19 protein-coding genes and 1 other RNA gene are annotated in these 20,188 nt (G+C 41.7%); 2 read left to right on the top strand and 18 right to left on the bottom strand.

The annotated features are described in order from the left end of the window. Positions 1–5: 5 nt before the first annotated feature. From ACXAEA_RS04240 to ACXAEA_RS04220, 5 genes are all read right to left on the bottom strand, one after another. Positions 6–2,543 carry an EAL domain-containing protein gene (locus tag ACXAEA_RS04240; protein WP_475094691.1) on the bottom strand — a complete coding sequence of 846 codons (2,538 nt, stop codon included), beginning with the start codon at positions 2,541–2,543 and terminating at the stop codon, positions 6–8. A 269-nt stretch (positions 2,544–2,812) separates the two neighbouring features. Continuing rightward, positions 2,813–3,373, bottom strand: coding sequence for an FAD-dependent oxidoreductase (locus ACXAEA_RS04235; protein WP_475094690.1), 561 nt, complete (start codon positions 3,371–3,373; stop codon positions 2,813–2,815). Positions 3,374–3,488: 115 nt separating this feature from the next. Beyond that, positions 3,489–4,403, bottom strand: a complete 915-nt coding sequence (locus ACXAEA_RS04230) for an ABC transporter permease (protein ID WP_475094689.1) — start codon at positions 4,401–4,403, stop codon at positions 3,489–3,491. Positions 4,404–4,414: 11 nt separating this feature from the next. Beyond that, positions 4,415–5,437 (bottom strand): hypothetical protein, encoded by a 1,023-nt coding sequence (locus ACXAEA_RS04225; protein ID WP_475094688.1) that lies wholly within the window; start codon positions 5,435–5,437, stop codon positions 4,415–4,417. Beyond that, positions 5,434–6,300: an ABC transporter permease subunit gene (locus tag ACXAEA_RS04220; protein WP_475094687.1), complete on the bottom strand. Its 867-nt coding sequence runs from the start codon at positions 6,298–6,300 to the stop codon at positions 5,434–5,436. The genes ACXAEA_RS04225 and ACXAEA_RS04220 overlap by 4 nt, the downstream gene beginning before the upstream one ends. Before the next feature lie 209 nt (positions 6,301–6,509). On the opposite strand from ACXAEA_RS04220, the gene ACXAEA_RS04215 reads away from it, so the two are divergent. After that, complete coding sequence (locus ACXAEA_RS04215) at positions 6,510–7,253, top strand: YwaF family protein (RefSeq protein ID WP_475094686.1); 744 nt, start codon at positions 6,510–6,512, stop codon at positions 7,251–7,253. Between the two features lie 225 nt (positions 7,254–7,478). On the opposite strand, the gene cyoE is transcribed toward ACXAEA_RS04215, so the two are convergent. The 6 genes from cyoE to ACXAEA_RS04185 form a co-directional block, all read right to left on the bottom strand. Then, complete coding sequence (cyoE, locus tag ACXAEA_RS04210) at positions 7,479–8,390, bottom strand: heme o synthase (protein ID WP_475094685.1); 912 nt, start codon at positions 8,388–8,390, stop codon at positions 7,479–7,481. A gap of 97 nt (positions 8,391–8,487) precedes the next feature. Further along, positions 8,488–9,045, bottom strand: coding sequence for a hypothetical protein (locus ACXAEA_RS04205; protein ID WP_475094684.1), 558 nt, complete (start codon positions 9,043–9,045; stop codon positions 8,488–8,490). A 3-nt stretch (positions 9,046–9,048) separates the two neighbouring features. Next, positions 9,049–9,681, bottom strand: coding sequence for an SCO family protein (locus tag ACXAEA_RS04200; protein ID WP_475094683.1), 633 nt, complete (start codon positions 9,679–9,681; stop codon positions 9,049–9,051). 156 nt (positions 9,682–9,837) lie between these two features. After that, positions 9,838–11,472: a cbb3-type cytochrome c oxidase subunit I gene (locus ACXAEA_RS04195; protein ID WP_475098052.1), complete on the bottom strand. Its 1,635-nt coding sequence runs from the start codon at positions 11,470–11,472 to the stop codon at positions 9,838–9,840. A gap of 66 nt (positions 11,473–11,538) precedes the next feature. Further along, positions 11,539–12,006: a cytochrome c oxidase subunit II gene (locus ACXAEA_RS04190; protein ID WP_475094682.1), complete on the bottom strand. Its 468-nt coding sequence runs from the start codon at positions 12,004–12,006 to the stop codon at positions 11,539–11,541. Positions 12,007–12,017: 11 nt separating this feature from the next. After that, a complete protein-coding gene (locus ACXAEA_RS04185) occupies positions 12,018–12,185 on the bottom strand; it encodes a hypothetical protein (protein ID WP_475094681.1) in 168 nt (55 codons plus the stop codon). A gap of 97 nt (positions 12,186–12,282) precedes the next feature. On the opposite strand from ACXAEA_RS04185, the gene ACXAEA_RS04180 reads away from it, so the two are divergent. Beyond that, positions 12,283–12,618, top strand: coding sequence for a hypothetical protein (locus ACXAEA_RS04180; protein WP_475094680.1), 336 nt, complete (start codon positions 12,283–12,285; stop codon positions 12,616–12,618). A 37-nt stretch (positions 12,619–12,655) separates the two neighbouring features. On the opposite strand, the gene ssrA is transcribed toward ACXAEA_RS04180, so the two are convergent. The 7 genes from ssrA to eno form a co-directional block, all read right to left on the bottom strand. Further along, positions 12,656–13,014, bottom strand: a transfer-messenger RNA (tmRNA) gene (gene ssrA / locus ACXAEA_RS04175). Between the two features lie 150 nt (positions 13,015–13,164). Further along, positions 13,165–13,632: an SsrA-binding protein SmpB gene (smpB, locus tag ACXAEA_RS04170; protein ID WP_079506883.1), complete on the bottom strand. Its 468-nt coding sequence runs from the start codon at positions 13,630–13,632 to the stop codon at positions 13,165–13,167. A gap of 128 nt (positions 13,633–13,760) precedes the next feature. Continuing rightward, on the bottom strand, positions 13,761–16,175 hold the full coding sequence (gene rnr / locus ACXAEA_RS04165; protein ID WP_475094679.1) for a ribonuclease R: 2,415 nt from the start codon (positions 16,173–16,175) through the stop codon (positions 13,761–13,763). Positions 16,176–16,209: 34 nt separating this feature from the next. Continuing rightward, a complete protein-coding gene (locus ACXAEA_RS04160; protein WP_475094678.1) occupies positions 16,210–16,956 on the bottom strand; it encodes an alpha/beta hydrolase in 747 nt (248 codons plus the stop codon). A 175-nt stretch (positions 16,957–17,131) separates the two neighbouring features. Beyond that, positions 17,132–17,365 carry a preprotein translocase subunit SecG gene (secG, locus tag ACXAEA_RS04155; RefSeq protein ID WP_475094677.1) on the bottom strand — a complete coding sequence of 78 codons (234 nt, stop codon included), beginning with the start codon at positions 17,363–17,365 and terminating at the stop codon, positions 17,132–17,134. Between the two features lie 174 nt (positions 17,366–17,539). Continuing rightward, entirely contained in the window at positions 17,540–18,352 is an 813-nt protein-coding gene (locus ACXAEA_RS04150; protein ID WP_475094676.1) for a polysaccharide deacetylase family protein, read from the bottom strand. Between the two features lie 515 nt (positions 18,353–18,867). Further along, a complete protein-coding gene (gene eno / locus ACXAEA_RS04145) occupies positions 18,868–20,166 on the bottom strand; it encodes a phosphopyruvate hydratase (RefSeq protein ID WP_475094675.1) in 1,299 nt (432 codons plus the stop codon). Positions 20,167–20,188 lie beyond the last annotated feature (22 nt).

Below are 20,188 nucleotides of genomic sequence, written 5' to 3'. Positions count from 1 at the left end.
TGTTATCAATTTAATATATTTAGGTTTTTTCCTTCTTCAATGCAAGCCTGATAAATTTTTGCCATCGCTTGCAGCCGGTCATTTACGGTAAGCTTTTGAAAGATACGTGTTATATGGTTCTTGACTGTATGTTCACTGATAAATAATTGTTCTGAAATTTCCTTATTGCTTAAGCCATTCACGAGCAGGTTGAAAACGTCCATCTCTCGTGCAGAGATCGAATATACTTCCTTTGTACGGTCCAAAGCGGCGTGGAGAATTTCTTTATTCATACTTATATCACTTTTGTCATTTAACGCTTTAATAGCCATGCTGGTGTTCATTCTATTTTCATTGTCCATATAAGCTCTAGCATGGTCACCATGGGAAGACAATATTTGTTCATTCTTTATTAGATAGGCTTCAAAGTCCTTAGGCAAGACGGGGGGACTAAATAAATATCCTTGAATTTCCTGGCACTTGAACCTTCTTAAAACCGTTAATTGTGCCTCCGTTTCAACTCCCTCGGCCACTACATCCATATTCAAACTCTTTGCTAAAGAAATAATTGTTTCAACCAAAGATGAACTGCCAGAATATTTTTGTGAAAGATCATCGATGAAAGATTTATCGATTTTTAATGTATCTACCGGAAAACGTCTTAAATAATTTAACGAAGAATATCCTTTGCCAAAATCATCAATACTGATTTTGATACCCATATTCCTGATTTGATTAATGGTTTTTGTAACGATTGGTTCATTTCCCATAATGGTTGATTCTGTAATTTCAATCTCAAGCTTTGTTGGGTTTACACCTGTATCCTTAAGAATCTTTTCAATCGTTCCTATTAAGTCTTTCTGTAGAAATTGCTGCGCGGAGAAGTTTATGGCCATTCTGATGGAAAATAATCCAGCTTCCTGCCAGGACTTTAATTGGCCGCAGGCAGTTTTTAGTACCCATTCACCAATTTCTACTATCAGTCCAGTTTCTTCGGCTATTGGTATAAATTCTCCTGGCTGGATGGTTCCCCAAGTAGAATGGTTCCAACGCAATAAAGCCTCCGCACTTGTCGCAGTTCCTGTTTCGATGTTAATGCGCGGCTGATAAACCAATACCAATTCATCTCTTTCAATCGCTTTGCGCAAGTCATTTTGCATGATAAATGATCTATACGATTGGATATTCATTCCTGAATGAAATACTTTATATTCGTTTTTCCCTTGTTCTTTAGCCCGATATAAAGCCGCATCTGCATTTTTCATCAGAGCAAGTGTGTCTTCACCATCATAGGGAAAAATACTGATCCCGATACATGTCGTAATATATATCTCATAGTTATCAATATGGAAAGGCTCTTTAAAGGCAGTTAAGATAATTTCCGCAAGCTCTAGCGCCTTTTCCCTGTTCGTAGCCTGCAATAGAAGATTAAATTCGTCACCGCTGATTCTCGCGACAAAGTCATCTTCTCTTACACATTGCTTCAGCCTTTTGGCAATTTCCTGTAAAACCTGATCTCCGATAATATGGCCTAGGGAATCATTGATATATTTAAATCGGTCCATATCCAAGTACATCATTGCCAATGGCTGGTTCGATTGTTTAGCATGAATAATCATATTAGCCAATTTTTCGTTAAACAGTCTGCGGTTTGGCAGTTCCGTCAAACTATCGTGATAGGCCATGTGCTTGATTATTTTTTGATCTTCCTTTTGCCTTGTAATATCCCTTATTGTACATGCGACAATTTTTTGGTCTTCCACATATCTTTTTCCTACCTGGATTTCCGCAGGAAATAATGTCCCATCACTTTTAGTTGCGGTAATTTCTTTGAGTCTATCGTGGACTGTAATGGTATCCACGAATTGAATAGAGGAAAGTATACTATTAATATATTTTAATGATTGCTCACAAGAGAATAGAATGGATATATGATTTCCAACAAGCTCATTTTTATCATAGGCAAACATGTATTCAACAGCAGGGTTTACCTTTAGGATTGTACCTTCTTCATTGAGGATGATCATTGAATCTATGGATGTTTCACTAATTACGTTTGCTAAAACCTCTGATTTACGCAGCACGGAGGTCAAGTGCGAGAGGTTGCTATATGCCTTTTCTAATTCTCTCGTCTTTTTAGCCAGACTTTTTGTTTGCTCGGCCAACTGTTGGTTCATTTTATATAACCCTACTAACGCGTCCACCTTTGCTTTTAAAACAATTGGGTCAAACGGTTTAAGAATATAATCAATTGCACCTAATGAATATCCTGTAAAAACATGCTCTGTTTCCATATTATTTGCTGTTATAAATAAAATAGGCACATTTTTGGTTTTTTCCCGTGCCTTAATAATTTTCGCAGTTCCAAAACCATCTATTCCTGGCATTTGAACATCTAACAAAATGGCTGCAAAATCATACTTTAGCAAATGTTTTAAGGCTTCCTCACCAGAAGAAGCTTTTATCAAACAATATTCATCACGCTCGATAATCGCTTCCAGAGCTAATAGATTCTCCGGGCGGTCATCTACTAAAAGAATATTTATTCTATCATCGTTGTTCATCCTGGAAATTCCTCCTCCTATATAAAACAATTTCGAGAGTCAAAATTCTCTGTTGTTAAAAATAGAATATCATATCGGATTTTGTAAGAATATGTTATTTACTAAAAACAGCATAAATATAGGAGTAAAGTCCCGCTTAATAGTTTTCTTAGAAGGAACAGATAGTGAACTTTCAAATGATGAGAATAAAAAAGCATAGCCTACAAATTTTGTAAGCTATGCTTATATTAAAATTCGATTTAAAAACGAGAGGTAAATGACTTTCAACATTATTTCATTACATCGTGATCGACATAACGCTCGCCATTCAGTTCACTGATGACATTGATGGCTACTTTTGCCCCATCTCCTGCTGTAATGATGGTGTGCATGCTGACGCCTGCGCAGGTGCCTGCAGCCCAGATGCCATCTACATTCGTTTTTCCTGCAGCATCTACAGCGAAAATCGTCTTGATTCTTGGTTCTGTGCCGTCCTTTGTTGCAAGTTCTGAGGCTTCGGCAACATCGGTCATCATGCCAGTCGCGATAATTACATGCTTTGCCTCATACTCCCCGTTTTCGGTTGCGACCTTCACACCATTTGCTGTTTTGCTGACAGCTGTTACAGTCGTTTCAACGAATTCTGCACCGAATTTCTTCGCCTGCTTGATTCCTGTCTCCACTAAGTCCGGCCCTGCGATTTCAGGGGCTCCATAGTGGTTCTCCATCCATGCACGCTTCGTAACGCTTTTATTGCTATCCAGCACGATTGTTTTCTTTCCGGCCTTTGCTGAAAAAATGGCTGCGCTTCCGCCGGCAGGACCAGCTCCGATAATTGCTACATCATACATAGGAAAAATCCTCCTTTTTTCAAGTCAATATTATCATAACAGATTTCTTTCTATAAGCGAATATTTTAAAACTAGTGCATTTGTCGTAAAAAAAACTCACCTTGTTGGATGAGTTTCATTCCAGCTTGATTCTTGGATCCACGGCTCCGTAAAGTATGTCTGCCATCATATTTCCAATGATCATAATCGTGGAAAACATCATGGTTAAATTCATCACCATCGCATGGTCCCTCATATTAATGGACTTAATAAAAAGCTGACCGATGCCTGGATAAGTAAATATTGTTTCAACAATGATGGCACCATTCACGAGATTGACCATATCAAAGCCCAGGAACGTAACAATCGGAATCAGCGAATTTTTTAAAATATGAACGTTATAGATTCTCTTTTCCGGAACGCCAATGGCACGGGCCGTCCGGACATATTCCTTCCCGCTGTTATAAATGATGTCATCTCGCAAAAATTGCGTATATGTAGCTGTAGCAACAACACCAAGGACTGTTGCGGGCAAAATGAGATGATGGAGCCGATCAAGCCAATATTCCACTGTCCCTTCCTGTACGGTAATATCAACAGAACCATTCGAAGGAAACCAGTTCAGCTCAAATGAAAAGAAATAAATTGAATAGACGGCAACGACAATCATTGGAAATGATAGACCTGTGTAGTTGATCCCGCTGATCAGCCGGTCACCAAGTGTATTCGGATTGCGTCCGGCATACTTACCCATAATAAATGAAAGCACATATGTAATTAGCAGTGATGCCATCCCCAATATTAGGGTGGTTTTCATTTTTTCCTTAAGAATCAGAGTGACTGGTACACGGTAGTAGGATGAGATTCCCAACTCACCGGTGATAAAATTGACGATCCACTTTTTATAGCCCATCCAGATCAGGCCAAGATCATAATCCGTCCCCATCACACCTGGCATCATCATGAACAAGAAGAAGACGACCATGGATGTCAAAAGCAAACTCGGAATGGCAACCAGGACCCTTTTAATAGAAAACAAAAATACCTTCATGACAAATCCTCTCAAACATCAGCCTGTTTTTCTTCATTAATAAAACGGAATAAAGCAGGCACATCCTTTTCTTGGCTGACTTTTTTCTTAAGCTTTCTTTTCTTGATTTTACTAATAAAATCAATTCTTTCGTATGCTAAATTTCCTTCGAGTTCTTTTTTCATCATATTCATTATTGCGATCAGGAAAAAGAAGAACACCATGGTGCTCAAGACAATCCAAGGGTATTGGATCATGACCCTGAAATTCTGGCCAATCAGCCCGCCCCATTCGTTCGAAAGAGTTTCTGCCACTGGAGGATCCCCTGGAGGAGTAAAAATCCCGCCTTTTGTCCTGCCGCCAAGAAAATATTCAAAAAGTCCTAAATGCATAATAAGCACAAGTGTGCTCAGCATCTGTTGGACAATCATCAGCAAGCCAATTGACTTCAAGAATGGCCAAATATGTTTTGTTAATACATGAAAACGGCTCCCTCCCATTAAATACGAGGATAGCACGAAGGACTTCTTCTGCAATTCTTCGATGAACTCGATCGTCAGCAGGACAATCGCCGGGAACGCAACGAGTGTAAGCACACCGATTTGATAGGTCACCGCGGTCCAGACCGGCATTCCTGTATAACGGCCGGTAACAGGCGCCATTAAAAAGAGGACGATGATCAAACCTGGCACATACCGAAACCCAAGGAAGAAATCCTTAAAATAGACTTTTATTCCTGGGAGCCAAAGGCCAATGACAACTCCTGTTATGACCCCAAATAGAATTCTTAACGCTGTTATGACGAAGACGGCGGCAATCGTGAATTTTGCACCAAATAAATGGATATAGATCATATCCTGCCCGTTTCGGTCCGTTCCCAATGGATGGTCAGACGTTGGCGGTGTCGGTGCCCTGTCAATGAGTGCTCCATTTTTATCATATACATAGAATTCTTCGTTATATTCTTTGTCGCCATACAATGGATACAGAAGACTGATTATAAAAAGTAAGCTAATCAGGATGAATCCAGTTATCGTTTTTTTATAATATCTCATAACTGTACCTCATCTTTCCCACGGTAAAAATGAGTCGTGATTCTCGCCAGCAAGTCAATAAAAAGGATCGGCACAGCAAGCAGCAAGCAGAAAAGAATGGCCGACGGGGCATCCCTCGTAAATATGTTATCCAAATCGGTTGTAAAGCCCTGAAGCACAAACAAGTATTCAATCAACACTAGGTTTGACAGGAGAATCCAAATCAGTGTCCTTAATTGAATGATTGCCATCGGAAAAATATTGCGAAGGATATGTATGAAATAGATCGTCAGGTTATGCAGCCCCTTCGATTTTGCAAAAATGACGTAGTCTTTTCCCCATTCAGCTTCAATCTCCTTAATCAGAAACTGCGCCATAAAAAAAGAAGGCAAAAGCGCAACAGTCAAAACAGGCATTATGTATGACTTTTCGCTTAAACCGTATAGCCTGAATAACTTGAATCCTGTTTCCTTGTAAAGGTAAATCACAATAAACTGCAGGATGAAAATAATCAACAAATCAGGAACAGCTTCGCTGAAATTGATCAGATCCTTCAGCTTTGACTGGAGCTTTCTTGGCGTGATGATGAAAATGCCTGTAAGGAGAATGCCGCCGATGACCATCGCCAGCAGCGAAAGCCCGAGGATTTCCAGCGTATAAATATAACGCTCACCAATGCTCGTTGTCGCCCACTTTTCGAAGAAAGGCGAGGGATTAAAGCGCATAATCTGCATCGCAGTATCCTTCAAAGACCCAAGAAAAAACTCAGGGCCGTACAACAGCCGTTTCCCCTCCACATAAAAAAGCCGCGGTATCGATAAAAACAAAATCATCCCGCTTACTATACATAATCCTCTAATCAAGTAATGAATGAACAATTTCATCCGGCAGCTCCCCCTGGAATGATAAAAATAGCCTTAATATGTTAAACGAGTTTTTCGGCTGGAAAGTTGCAAAAATTTGTAAAATATTTAAGGGAGTTGATTATGAAATATATGTTTTCATTAACCTGATATATGCTCTATACAAATATGATATAGTAATAAAAAATCATTTAGAAAAATTAAACTTTCATGGAAATGGGGGAGCGGAAATGATTCAATTCTTTGAGCCGGGCGAGGAAAATGTCTTTCAGCTGTTTTCAAATGTCCACCTTTTTACGTTGGCTGCTTTTTTGCTCACGATCATTTTGCTCTTCTTGTTTCGGAAACCGTTAAGAAAGCCTGGGATCAATCAGGTTGCACGTATCGGTTTGTTTCTGATTTTGATTATCTCTGAAATAAGCCTCCAAGTATGGCTTTGGTGGAGCGGCCACTGGGCATACCAATATTCTCTGCCCCTGCACCTTAGCAGTATTTCTCTCATTCTGTCAGCTGTTCTACTTTTAACCAAACGATATGGTTTGTTTGAGTTTACTTACTTCGTTGGCGTGGGCAGTGCACTCCAGGCAATGCTCACACCCGATATCAGCCTTTACACCTTTCCGCATTACCGCTATATCCATTTCTTTGTCTCACACGGAGGAACGGTCATTGCAAACATGTTCATGGTATTCGTGCATGGATTCAGGCCAACTGGCAAGTCGATCTGGATGGCGTTTTTATGGTTGAATGCATATACCACAGTAATCTTCATCATCAACTATTTGATTGAGGGAAACTATATGTATATCTCTGAAAAGCCGGTTAATCCATCATTGATTGATTATCTTGGGCCTTGGCCGTGGTATATCCTGTTCCTTGAGCTGATTGCGCTTCTAACCTTCTTCATCTTATATGTTCCTTTCTGGATCATGAATAAAAGAGAAACAGAAAAAGCATCACTCAATGAAGAGTGATGCTAATGATTATCATATAAATTCTCCCGGTCAGCTGATGAAGGTGGCTGCTCAAGCCAGCCCCTTTTTATTAAAAGTTCTCTTCCTTGGTCAGCAAATGTCATAATTTCGCATATTTGACAGACAAATCAGACCTCATCGAGACAGACAGTGCAGTGGCCATAGCTTGTATGCCCACCTGATTGGATGCGCTGATAAAGAAAAGCATCACAAACAATCTTGTCATTATTGAAAAAATGTAAAAACAACCATTAATACATACAAAATCATTATATAGTTAACCGAATAGATAAAGTTAATATGTGCCCATTTAAACGGGTCTTTATTGAAATACCTGCTTACACTCATGACAAGCCACCCAACATTTAATAATGTCACCAAAACGATAAAGGTGGGTCCTAGAGAAGTTAAGAAGTAAGGAAACGGAAACAAACAGACTATATATACAATGATTTGTCTTTTAGTTTTTTGGAATCCATGTACAACAGGCAGCATAGCGACTCCTGCGGCCTTATATTCATCACACTTCTTTATAGCAATCGCAAAGGTGTGGGGCATCTGCCAGATGAATAAGATAAAAAAAAGCACAATTGGAACGATGTGAAAAGTTGAATCGATTGCTGCCCATCCGATTAATGGAGTCACAGCTCCAGATATACTCCCAATTAAAGTATTAAATGTATATCTCCGCTTGGCCCACATTGTATACAGTATGACATAAGTAATCCAGCCAACCATAGCATAAATGGCTGCTTCGGTTGTTGTAAAAAGTAAAAGAATGAATCCAATGATCGTCAAGGTAATCCCTATTGTTAACACGACATTAAGTGAAATCGTCCCTGTAACTGTTGGCCTATTTTTGGTTCGAGCCATTTTAGAATCAATATCAGCATCATACCAATTGTTAAGGGCAAGAGCGCCTGCCATAACAAACGTGCTGCCCGTAATCGTGAACATGACAATATCTAATTTGTCCGTAAAGGATGTATTTGTAAAATAAAGTGCTAACCAGAGACCAGTGAATACAGGCAATACATTTGCTATTAGCACAAATCCCTTAAACAAAGATTTAAGATCAGATAGGAAATGTGCATTTTTCTTTGTTGTCAATACGTTCAATTTTCCCGATTGAATCATACACCCATCCTCCCATCCTGAACCCATATTTAAGGATGACCTCTTGTTTTCAATCTATTGATTTTCCCTTGACTCTTAACATCCTAATTAATTTGACTTATTCATACTGTGAAGGATCCACTGCCACAATATAAATCAAGTAGATGACCATGCATACTGCCATCGTAATAAATCCCCAACCCAGAATGATTTGGTCAACGACTAAATAATTGTTGCAAAGCTGATCGTTTGATTGAATATATAACCACCCCATCCCCATAAAAATCACGGTGAACAGTGTGATGATATTGTTTTTCCATGTTTTGCTGAGTTTCTTCCAACTATCACGAAGTGGTATCCCAGCTAAAAATGGCAGACTTACAAATTTAAACACTTCCACATTTTCTATTGTTAATGCTTCATCCATTGTACGCGGCAACATCCAATAGGCCATGATGATAATAAAAAGGAGTATTCCAGGAATCCCATTTTGATTATATTTATTAAAAAATTGAGGGTATTGCAACAAAAAGAGGCGTGCCATAAGAAAACCAGAAATCACTAACATTGGCATTTGCATATGCATATGGACAATCATGACGGATTCCATTAAGCGTGCCACCGGAGGAAGCATTAAACCAATTAAAAGGACGAGACCGAACAAAAATTGATTCATCGCTTATTCCCCCTTGCCTGTTTCAACATATTGCACTAACGTATCCGCTGCTTCTGTTACCTTGGTAAAGTCCATAACATCAACTAAGACACCTTGTTGATCGACTAAATAGAAGGCAGAATTATGAGCGAAATTCCCACTGTCATCTGGAATAACAATGACACCGAACTTATTTAGCAGTGAATCCAATTGCGTCTTTTCAGGGATTCTTGCCATTCTCCATGTCTCTCCGTCACTTCCAAATAAATCTTTATACTTATCTAATGTCGCGGGATCATCACGAGTCGGGTCAAAGCTTATACTTAAAAAAACGATATCCTCGCCTAAATACTTTTCGGGTACCAAATCGTAAACCTGAGCCATATTTTCTTCAAGCTTTATGCAAATAGTGGTGCAGCCTGTATAGATAAATGTAATAAATACATATTTGCCTTCGAATTCAGAAATGGAAAAAGTTCGCCCTTCACTATCCTCAATTATTACCTCAGGGAATTCGGGCTGATCCTCGATCAGCTTCGTTACTCGTGCCGTTTCAGCTGTATAAGCAGTGAATCCATCTGTCCCTACATAGAACAGGATCAAACCAAACACCAGAATAAGAATGCATGAGACTGAAGTATGCCGATTTTTGATCACGGAGATCACTTCCTATTTAATTTGAGCTACTATTATTCTTGCCTTGTTTCTTTTAGTACAGCATTGAATCAAGTTTCCTTCGAGGTAAAATAGTATTAATAAGAGATAGTTGATAGAGATAGCTCAAAATCACGAGCTATCTCTTTTTTCATGACCTTACCATGTTTTAAATGGTGGAGATCCAGGAGGTGCGTTCAAGATCATATCAACGATTGGGAGTACATAAGCCATTGAAACAACAAGCAGCATGAGTACAACCCAAACTCCCCATCGTTCTGTCCAATAAGGTGTTTTTTCCGCACCTGCTTCCTCTTCAGCAATTGGAAACTCTGTCGTTCCTTTTGGTGCAAAGAACATAAGATTAAATACAGCATATACTTGGAGAATGACAGCGAGCAGTAATAACGTTGCCCCAATTCCTACAACTGCCATATATGGATTCCATCCGAGTTTTTCTGCGAAGTCACCATAAGTTGTAAAAGAAGTCCTGCGCGGTGATCCAAATAGGCCGACTATATGCATAGATATTGACATTAATACCATGCCAATTGTCCAAATAACGGTTTGAATGACACCCAGTTTGTTCATTCCCGGGGTCAGCACACGTTTTGATAGATACGGAACTAACCAGTAGCTAATACCAAAGAATGTCATGATGACAGACATACCTAAGGTTAGATGGAAGTGTCCTACAACCCACATCGTATTGTGCACAACCTGGTCTAATTGGTTTGTACTCTGTACAATACCGCCTGCTCCAGCTGGGATGAATGCAACCATAGCAATGAACGGAGCCAGGAACCGAACATCTCCCCATGGCATTTTTTTATACCAGCCAACTAAACCTTTTCCTCCTTTAGCTCTTGCAGTTCTTTCAAATACCCTAAACATTGCGTACGCGGTCATTAAAGAAGGAAACCCGATTGCCAAGCTCATGAATACGTGCATATATTTGATGGACTCGGAAATACCCGGGTCAATGATCTGATGGTGGAACCCACCAGTAATGTTCATGATCACTAAAGGAATGACAACCATTCGAGTTAGAAGGTCATTCCACCGGTTTCCCCCCATTATTTTTGGTACAATCACATACCATGCAGAAACAGCTGTTAAATACCAAATATTAACGGCTGTATGCCCAAACGCCCAGAATAGTGTACGGGCAAGCAATACGTTTATGCCATCTACCCAACCAAGTGTCCAAGGAATAATCATAAATATGACTTCCACAGCAACAAAGGCTGTTGCACCTACTAGAAGAATAAAGACACCAGTTGCAAAGAAAGCAAGAATAGGAAGATGTTCCCCCTTATGATTCCTTCTCCAATTCGCCACCTGGGTAAATGCTCCAAATGAGAGCATCCATACACCTAATACAATAAAAACCAAACCAAAGTAAAACATTGGGGATGCGGCCATTGGCGGATAAAAGGTATACATGACGGATGCTTCATTCCTTAAAATCGGAATGACCGCCAATACAAAACCGAAAATCTTCATCCAAAAGCCAATCCATGCCATCTTCCTTACCTTAGGCAGCAATCCTCCTAATGTATGTGAGAGTCCGGCATAAAAATAACCTATTGTAAAAAAAGCCGATAATACAACGACTAATAGGATCCCATGAGCTGTCAGTACTTGATAATAGTTAAGCCATGGAGGTAATTGTAAAACTCCAGCGCGATTCAAGCCCTGTATCAATCCAAGAAAACCACCCAGAAGCAATGCAATAAAAGCTACAGATAGATATGATTTCGATATTCTGGCATCTTCTAAACTAATTCCCATTATTTGATTTGTTTTTTGTTTCAATGATGTTGTTTTTAATGCAGCCTGCACTTTCTTTCCCCCCTTTTATTTAACAATGATCTTTGTACTCATTGCTTGATGTCCTGCGCCACAATATTCATTACACAGCACCAGATATTCTCCAGGTTCATCAAACTTTTGCGATATCTTTTGAATATGACCAGGCATAACCATTGCGTTGATATTCGTATTTGCCACTTGGAATCCGTGTACAACATCTTTTGAGGTCAAAGTGAAATGGACAGTTGAACCAGCGGGTACTTCAATTTCCATCGGTGTAAAGCTAAACACCTGCAGGGTCATCACGACTTCATATTCTTTTTCGCCAATTTGATTAATCCCTGGCTTATCAAATGGAGCCGTTTGCTCTACCTTATTAGGATCGATCGTTTCTTTGTGACTTGGGGGCCCCATACCAAGAGCAACCGCTTGATACCCTGTAAAAATCATGAATCCCATAATCATTCCAAAGCTTAAAAACAGCCAGATTTTTTCGTCCAAATGCATCTTCATTTCTTTCCCTCCTATATCCTCGCCATATAGAAACCAAATAACACAAAGTACGTTGCCAGAATGACCGCTCCTACAACTCCAATTGAAATCCAAGTTCCGATCTTAGATGTTTGGTGAGTATTAACTCTCCCATGTTCACCCTTAACTTCTTCAAGATTATTCACATCCGGCGCTTTCAATCGAATCCCTCCTTTGTTTTCTTACCTTTATCATAATTGCGAACAATTCTCATTGTAGTGAGGCAAATCACTTGGAAAACCCCTGGAAGTATCTTTTTTGAAATTATTTTTTGGCACAAAAAATAAAATGCCTGGAACATTCCACGCGCTTACAATTAACTCTATATTGTTTTTTCTTTCATTAAACCAGCTAAAAGGAGTCAAGAACTTCTTACTTTTGAAAGCACGCAAAAAACCTCCAAATATCTTTGGAAGGGTTTTTATTAGCTGCTTTTTCTTGTTGTTTAAACCACATCTAGAAACTGCTCATTCATTTTTAGCAATCATAGATCCTATAATCAAAGAACAAAAATCCAGTCATATGAAAAAACAGAATAATATTGCCAAAAATAAAAAAAGCATAAGTCTGCCAATTGGCAAACTTATGCTTTAGGTCACAATATAAAATAAAAATCCACCAACATATGTATTGGTGGAGACGGTGGGAGTCGAACCCACGTCCAAAGATATTGGCACTTAAGCTTCTACGAGTGTAGTCGGCATATTGGCGTTTCGCTGAGCCTTTTGCCTACCGACAGGCGGCCGGTCAGCTAGCCTGGTTGTTCTCTTCCTTCATCCTCAGGCGGTGGAATCCGGCGTAGCCCACTTAGAGTGAGTCCGCTACCCTACCACATGGGCGATGGAGGGGCGAACCGCTATGCAGTATTAAGCTGCGAAAGCGAAGTTGTTGTTTTGTTTGCCAGTTATAGGCGTTGACGTTTTTACGAGGCCGATCCCCTCGACTCGCCACCTAAGCTCAAACTACCCCTGTCGAATCCGTAACGTCCCCATGATAAAAGGTTGCTGTATCTGTGATACAGACGTTAGGAGAACTCGGTAAGCCGAGCATTAAGTTATGTTGTCACTCGCTGGTGACAGTTCTTATTATATCACATTGAGTGCTTTTTTCAACTGGTACACTCTTCCTCAGCTGACAAACTTACATTTTCTGGCGTTCCCTGAATGCACGCTCGATGTCACGGCCTGCTTCCTTCTTCTTCAGAGTTTCACGCTTGTCATAGTTCTTTTTACCCTTACCAAGACCGATCAAAACCTTCGCGAAGCCATTTTTCAAATAAATCTTCAATGGTACGAGCGCGTATCCTGCTTCCTTTGTTTCCCCAATCAATTGATTGATCTGGCGTTTGTGAAGCAGAAGCTTCCTTGTTCGAAGCGGGTCATGGTTATAGCGGTTTCCCTGCTCATATGGGCTGATGTGCAAATTGTACAAAAACAGCTCTCCATTATGGACTTTTGCATATGAATCCTTCAGCTGTACGCGGCCATTGCGAATCGATTTAATCTCCGTTCCCTGAAGGACGACTCCAGCTTCATATGTTTCTTCAATGAAATAGTCGTGGTTCGCCTTTTTATTTTGCGCGACGACTTTCCCCTCACCTTTCGGCATAAAAACTCCCCCTTCTATGTTCTATCATTTTAGCAAATAACTTTTTCACCTACAACGAAAAGCGCAAGCACTGGCTTTTCAAGGACAACAGAGAGCCCCTTCAACAGGAGCTCTCTTTTTCAGCTTGCCTATTTTCTCTTTTTCGATTTGCGCTTTGCGGCTGGTGCGTTTTCGAAGAATTTCTTCTTTTTGCTTTTTGGTTTTGAACTGGAACCGGAACCTGATCCTGATCCTGATCCTGAACCGGAACCTGAGCCGTTTCGGCCCCCTCCTGAACCTCTTCCACCGCCAGAGCCTCTGCCGCCTCGCTTGCCTTCTTCTTCTTTGCCACGGCGAGGTTTTCTGTCGTTGCTGCCCGTCTTGAATACTTTTGGTGCAGCTGGACGTTCTCGTCTTGGCGTTCCCTTCATACCGACGATTTCAAAATCTATAGAGCGCTCATCTTTGTTTACCTTGATGACGCGGACCGTGATTTCATCGCCGATTCGGAAGACATTGCCCGTCCGTTCGCCAATCATCGCCAGATGGCGTTCATCATAGCGGTAATAATCATCTGTCATGTAGCTGACATGTACAAGGCCTTCGATTGTGTTAGGAAGCTCAACGAACATGCCGAAGTTCGTAACCGAACTGATGATTCCATCGTATTCCGTCCCAACTTTGTCTTCCATGTACTCGGCTTTCTTCAGCTCATCTGTTTCACGTTCCGCTTCGACAGCACGGCGTTCCATATTGGATGAATGCTCCGCGATATCAGGCAGCATCGCATTCCATTTTTCCTTCGTTGCCTGGTCGAGTTTGCTCTCGATTAAATATGTCCTGATCAGACGGTGGACAATTAAGTCAGGATAACGACGGATCGGTGATGTGAAGTGCGTGTAAAACTCAGTTGAAAGACCAAAGTGTCCGAGGCTTTCAGGATAGTATTTCGCCTGCTGCATCGAACGAAGCATGACAGTTGAGACAACCATTTCCTCCGGCTTGCCCTGGACCTCTTCGATGATTTCCTGCAGCGCCCTTGGATGGACTCCATTTGCTGAACCTCTGACAAGGTATCCGAAGTTTGTAATGAAATCAAAGAACTTTCTCAGCTTATCCTCTTTTGGATCTTCGTGGATGCGATAGATGAATGGCACATCCAGCCAGTGGAAATGCTCAGCGACTGTTTCGTTTGCCGCAAGCATGAATTCCTCAATCAGCTTTTCAGCAACAGAACGTTCACGTAAAACGACATCTGTAGGATGGCCTTCTTCATCGACCAATACCTTTGATTCTTTAAAATCAAAGTCGATCGCGCCTCTTTCCATTCTTTTTTTACGAAGGATCGCGGCAAGCTCTTCCATTAATTCAAACATTGGAACAAGCGATTCATATCGTGAACGTGTTTCTTCGTCTTTATCAACAAGGATCCTGTTCACATCAAAATACGTCATCCGTTCAGTCGTCTTGATGACGCTCTGGTAAATTTCATGGTCTACCACTTGGCCGTCCGGAGAGATTTCCATATTACAAGACAGTGTAAGCCGGTCAACTTTTGGATTAAGCGAGCAAATACCATTTGATAACCGATGCGGAATCATTGGAATAACCCGGTCAACCAAATACACACTCGTCGCACGGTCTTCTGCCTCCCGGTCAATTGGTGAATCCTCGGTTACATAGTACGTTACATCGGCGATATGGACGCCAAGTTTATAGTTGCCATTTTCAAGTCTTGTCACCTGAACGGCGTCATCAAGGTCTTTGGCATCCGCGCCGTCAATCGTAACAATGACATCATTGCGGAGGTCACGGCGGTTCGCGATTTCACTCTCATTGATTTGGTCCGGCGCTTCGTTTGCCTGCTTCAGAACTTCGTCAGGAAACTCCATCGGGAGTCCATGCTTATGGATCACAGACAGGATATCGACACCCGGATCGTTTTTATGGCCAAGGATTGCAGTGACTTCACCTTCAGCACTCTTGCGGCCCTCAGGATAGCTCGTCAATTTTACGACGACCTTATGCCCTTCGACTGCACCCATCCCTGCTTCTTTAGGAATGAAAATGTCACTCGTAAACTTTTTGTCGTCCGGAATCACAAAACCGAAATGCTTGCTTTCAGTATATGTACCGACGATTTGTGAAACGCCTCTTTCCAGGATGCGTACAACCGTCCCTTCACGGCGCTGTCCAGAGCTGTCCGATGATACACGTACAAGGACTGTGTCACCGTTCATCGCATTGCTCGTCTCATTTGGCGGGATGAAGATGTCATCCATGCCCTGCTCTTCCGTGATGACGAACGCGAATCCCTTCGCATGCGCGCTGAAGCGGCCACGAACGAGATTCATTTTTTCCGGAAGTCCGTACCTGTCGCTGCGTGTCCTGACGACAAGCCCTTTCTCCTCCATGACCACCAGGGCCTTCACAAAGTCCTTGAAAGTCGACGAATCCTGGATTCCGAAGGCACTTTCAAGCTCTTGGACCGTAAGCGGCTTATAGGCTTCGTCCTTCATATAATGTAAAAGCCTGTCTATATGGCCTTTAATATTCTCATCCATATAAAATCCCTCCTTTATTAAAAGTTCTATCTTATTATTCTTTCCAATTTAATGATTCGAGAAACTCATAAACATCCTCGTGCAGCTGTTCACGCTCTTTATCCAGCGTGATCACATGCCCGGATTCTTCATACCACTTGAGCTTTTTATGCTCAGATTCGATATTATCATGGATGATATTCGCACTGTCCGGGTCAATGATGACATCATTTCTTGCCTGGACAACGAATGTTGGTGTGTAGATCATGTCGATGCTGCCGCGAACTTCTTTGATCAGTTCCTGAAGGTCTTTAAGCGTTGCCATCGATTTCTGTTCAAGATCTTTGACCTCTGCTTCGATTTGCTCTTCAGGTTTGCCTTCCATCCTCTTATATTCCCTGGCATACTCAAGAACACCACGGTACATAAGCTCCTCTGTCTTCAGGTGCATCGGCGCGCACATTGGCACTATTCCCTTAAGTGGAACTGTATAACCCAGTTTCAATGAAAGGACTCCTCCAAGGGACAGACCGGCCACAGCGATTTCTTCATAGCCTTCACTCTTCAGGAGTTCATAGCCGTTCAGCGCATCCTGCCACCAATCCTCGGGTCCGGTATGTATTAATTCTTCAGGTGGCACCCCATGTCCTTTAAAAACAGGCGCATGACTCGTATATCCCTTACCTTCCAAAAATCGTCCGAGCATCCTGACGTCTGCAGAATTTCCCGTGAATCCATGCAGCAGCAAAACCGCTCTTTTTCCAGCTTTAAATGTAAAAGGTCTTGGCACTAACTTTCTCATTTTCCTACTCCCTCTATATAAATATCTTCCTTAGTTTTAACAAACATGCAGGTAACATTCCAATTAAAAGCCTTTATATATGTAAATACCCAGAATGCATGGAATTATGTGCAGATTTTTCTAGCCGCAAACACAACAAAACCCGGCCTCTATTGAAGCCGGGTCATTGTGTGTATTATAGCTTGAAATAAGTAACGGCAATAGTCAGAACAAAGAATAGCACTGAAAGAACTACAGTGACGCGGTGCAGGACAAGGTCAAGTCCTCTTGCCTTTTGCTTACCGAACAATTGCTCAGCGCCTCCGGAAATCGCACCGGATAGTCCAGCACTCTTGCCTGATTGAAGAAGAACAACGACGATAAGTCCAAGGCTCACGACCACTAAAAGAATCGTTAATAATGTATGCATGACGTACCTCCCGATAAAACTGCTAACAGTATTTTAAATTTATCACATTTTCAGCAATGAAACAATACTTGTCCGAATAGTTACGAATTTTATGGGAAGCTTTGCTGCACTCTCAGTCATTGGGGAGATTCTCCAATCCATTTTTGATGCAAGTTTTTGAACCAAGCTTTAATGTTAGTGTAATGAAGTCGGGAGGACTGTGTTCGACTTATACAGTAAATCTGAAACGGTCGTGCATTTATAGCCGTTTCTGTATAAAATCTCGAGAATATCCTCAACCGCCTTCACCGTTTGAGATCGATTCCCTCCAGCATCGTGAAAGATGATGACATCTCCGGGACGTGTGTCGGAAATGACATTCTGCGTAATTTTTGCAACACCCGGCCTGCTCCAGTCCCTCGTTTCCTGATGCCACGACCAAAGTATCACATTGTAACCCCCATCTATTGCGGTATCAACGATTTCCTTATCATAATAGCCGGCAATCGGACGAAATAGAGTTGGAGTATCGCCAGTCAGCTCCTTGATTACAGCAGAGCTTTTCTCGAGTTCCTTTTTCAGCATCGCAGGTGAGTAGCCATCACGGAAATGGTGCCTGTACGTATGATTGCCAATCTCATGCCCTTCCTTTGCCTGCCTTCTAATGATATCCGGGTATCGCTCCGCCTCTTCGCCAATCACAAAAAAAGTAGCCTTCGCATCGTGTTTTTTTAACGCATCGAGGATTTGCGGGGTATAAGTAGGATCTGGCCCATCATCAAAAGTAAAAGCCACAAGCTTCTCCTTTACAGGAATATCCCAAAACACATGCCCAGTTTTTTCGAACTTGGCTCTTTTCACTGAGGAAGGAGTCTCACTCTTATCAGACTTTTTCGCTTGTGAAGATATCTCGGGAGGATTCTTGACCTGTTTTGGCAACGCAGCCCCCAAAACAAAAGAAGGCAAGGTAAAAGTGAGCAAGATTGCAGCAAAGAGAAACTTTTTCATATTCAACCGGCTCCCATCTTTGGTGAGTATACATATAGTATTGTGGATTGTCAGCCAGTTTATTTCATATCAGCAGGGTTACATATTTTTACTAAAGGAAGGGGCGGGTGGGTGGCGTAGTGTGTTCAGTTTTAAGGTTCTATGTATTGGTTTAGACATGGCTGACAGTAATTCTGGATTCTTATCTTTTATTGACGGACATTTTATTCCTGCTCCTCGCGAGATGTCCACGAAATTGCTTTTATTAGACATTTTGACTACCTCAAGCTCTGGAAATGGCTATTAAACCACTTTTATTAGTCATTTTGAATCCCTCTAGCTCTGGAAATGTCTATAAAACCTCTTTTATTAGTCATTTTGAATGCCTTCAGCCCTGGAAATGTCTATAAAATCCCTTAGAGGTCTCATTCCTCCGAAATGTCCAATAAACCATACAGACAAAAAAACGCCGGCAGCATCGTCATGCTACCGGCGTTCGATTATACGAGGATTCTTGTCGCTACTAGAGCGTCTGATTACTTCTTAAGGTTGTAGAAAGATTTGATTCCGTTAAAGCGAGCTGTTTCGCCAAGCTGGTCTTCGATGCGAAGAAGCTGGTTGTACTTCGCTACGCGGTCTGTACGTGATGGTGCACCAGTTTTGATTTGGCCAGCGTTTGTAGCAACCGCGATATCAGCGATTGTTGAATCTTCAGTTTCACCTGAACGGTGAGAGATTACTGCTGTGTAGCCTGCGCGCTTCGCCATTTCGATTGCGTCGAATGTTTCAGTCAAAGTACCGATCTGGTTCACTTTGATCAGGATTGAGTTGCCAACGCCTTGCTCGATCCCTTCAGATAGCTTTTTCGTGTTTGTAACGAACAGGTCGTCACCAACAAGCTGAACTTTGCCGCCTAGGCGCTCAGTCAATAGCTTGTGGCCTTCCCAGTCGTTTTCATCCAAACCGTCTTCGATTGAGATGATTGGGTATTTAGAAGCCATTTCAGCGTACCAGTCAACCATTTCTGCAGATGTCTTCACAACGCCTTCTCCAGAAAGATGGTATTTGCCGTCTTCTTTGTTGTAGAACTCAGAAGAAGCAGCGTCCATAGCAAGCATTACTTGCTCGCCTGGCTTGTAGCCAGCTTTTTCGATTGCTGTAACGATTGTTTGAAGAGCTTCTTCGTTTGATCCAAGGTTTGGAGCGAATCCGCCTTCGTCACCTACAGCTGTGTTCAAGCCTTTTTCTTTAAGAACAGACTTCAGGCTGTGGAAGATTTCAGTACCCATGCGAAGTGCTTCACGGAAGTTCTCAGCACCAACAGGCATTACCATGAATTCCTGGATGTCTACGTTGTTGTCAGCGTGCTCGCCGCCGTTTACGATGTTCATCATTGGAACTGGAAGCTGCTTCGCGTTGAATCCGCCAAGGTATTGGTATAAAGGAATGTCAAGGTAATCTGCAGCAGCGTGTGCAACAGCCATTGATACACCAAGAATTGCGTTAGCGCCTAATTTCCCTTTGTTTTCTGTTCCGTCCAATTCGATTAGTGCCTGGTCGATGCCAATTTGATCAAGAACGTTGAACTCTTCGCCAATCAAGAATGGAGCGATGATTTCGTTTACGTTTTCAACTGCTTTTAGTACACCTTTTCCAAGGTAGCGGCTCTTGTCGCCGTCACGAAGCTCAACTGCTTCGTATTCACCAGTAGAAGCACCACTTGGAACTAGTGCGCGTCCGAAAGCGCCTGATTCTGTGAAAACTTCCACCTCAACTGTTGGGTTACCGCGGGAATCTAATACTTCACGTGCGTATACGTCTGTAATGAATGGCATAAGTAATCTCTCCTTATTTTTG

It is taken from the genome of Mesobacillus sp. ABV4_180 (assembly GCF_056158485.1).
The sequence above is the reverse complement of the archived record's forward strand: the minus strand, read 5'-3'. Positions and strand labels throughout refer to the sequence as shown.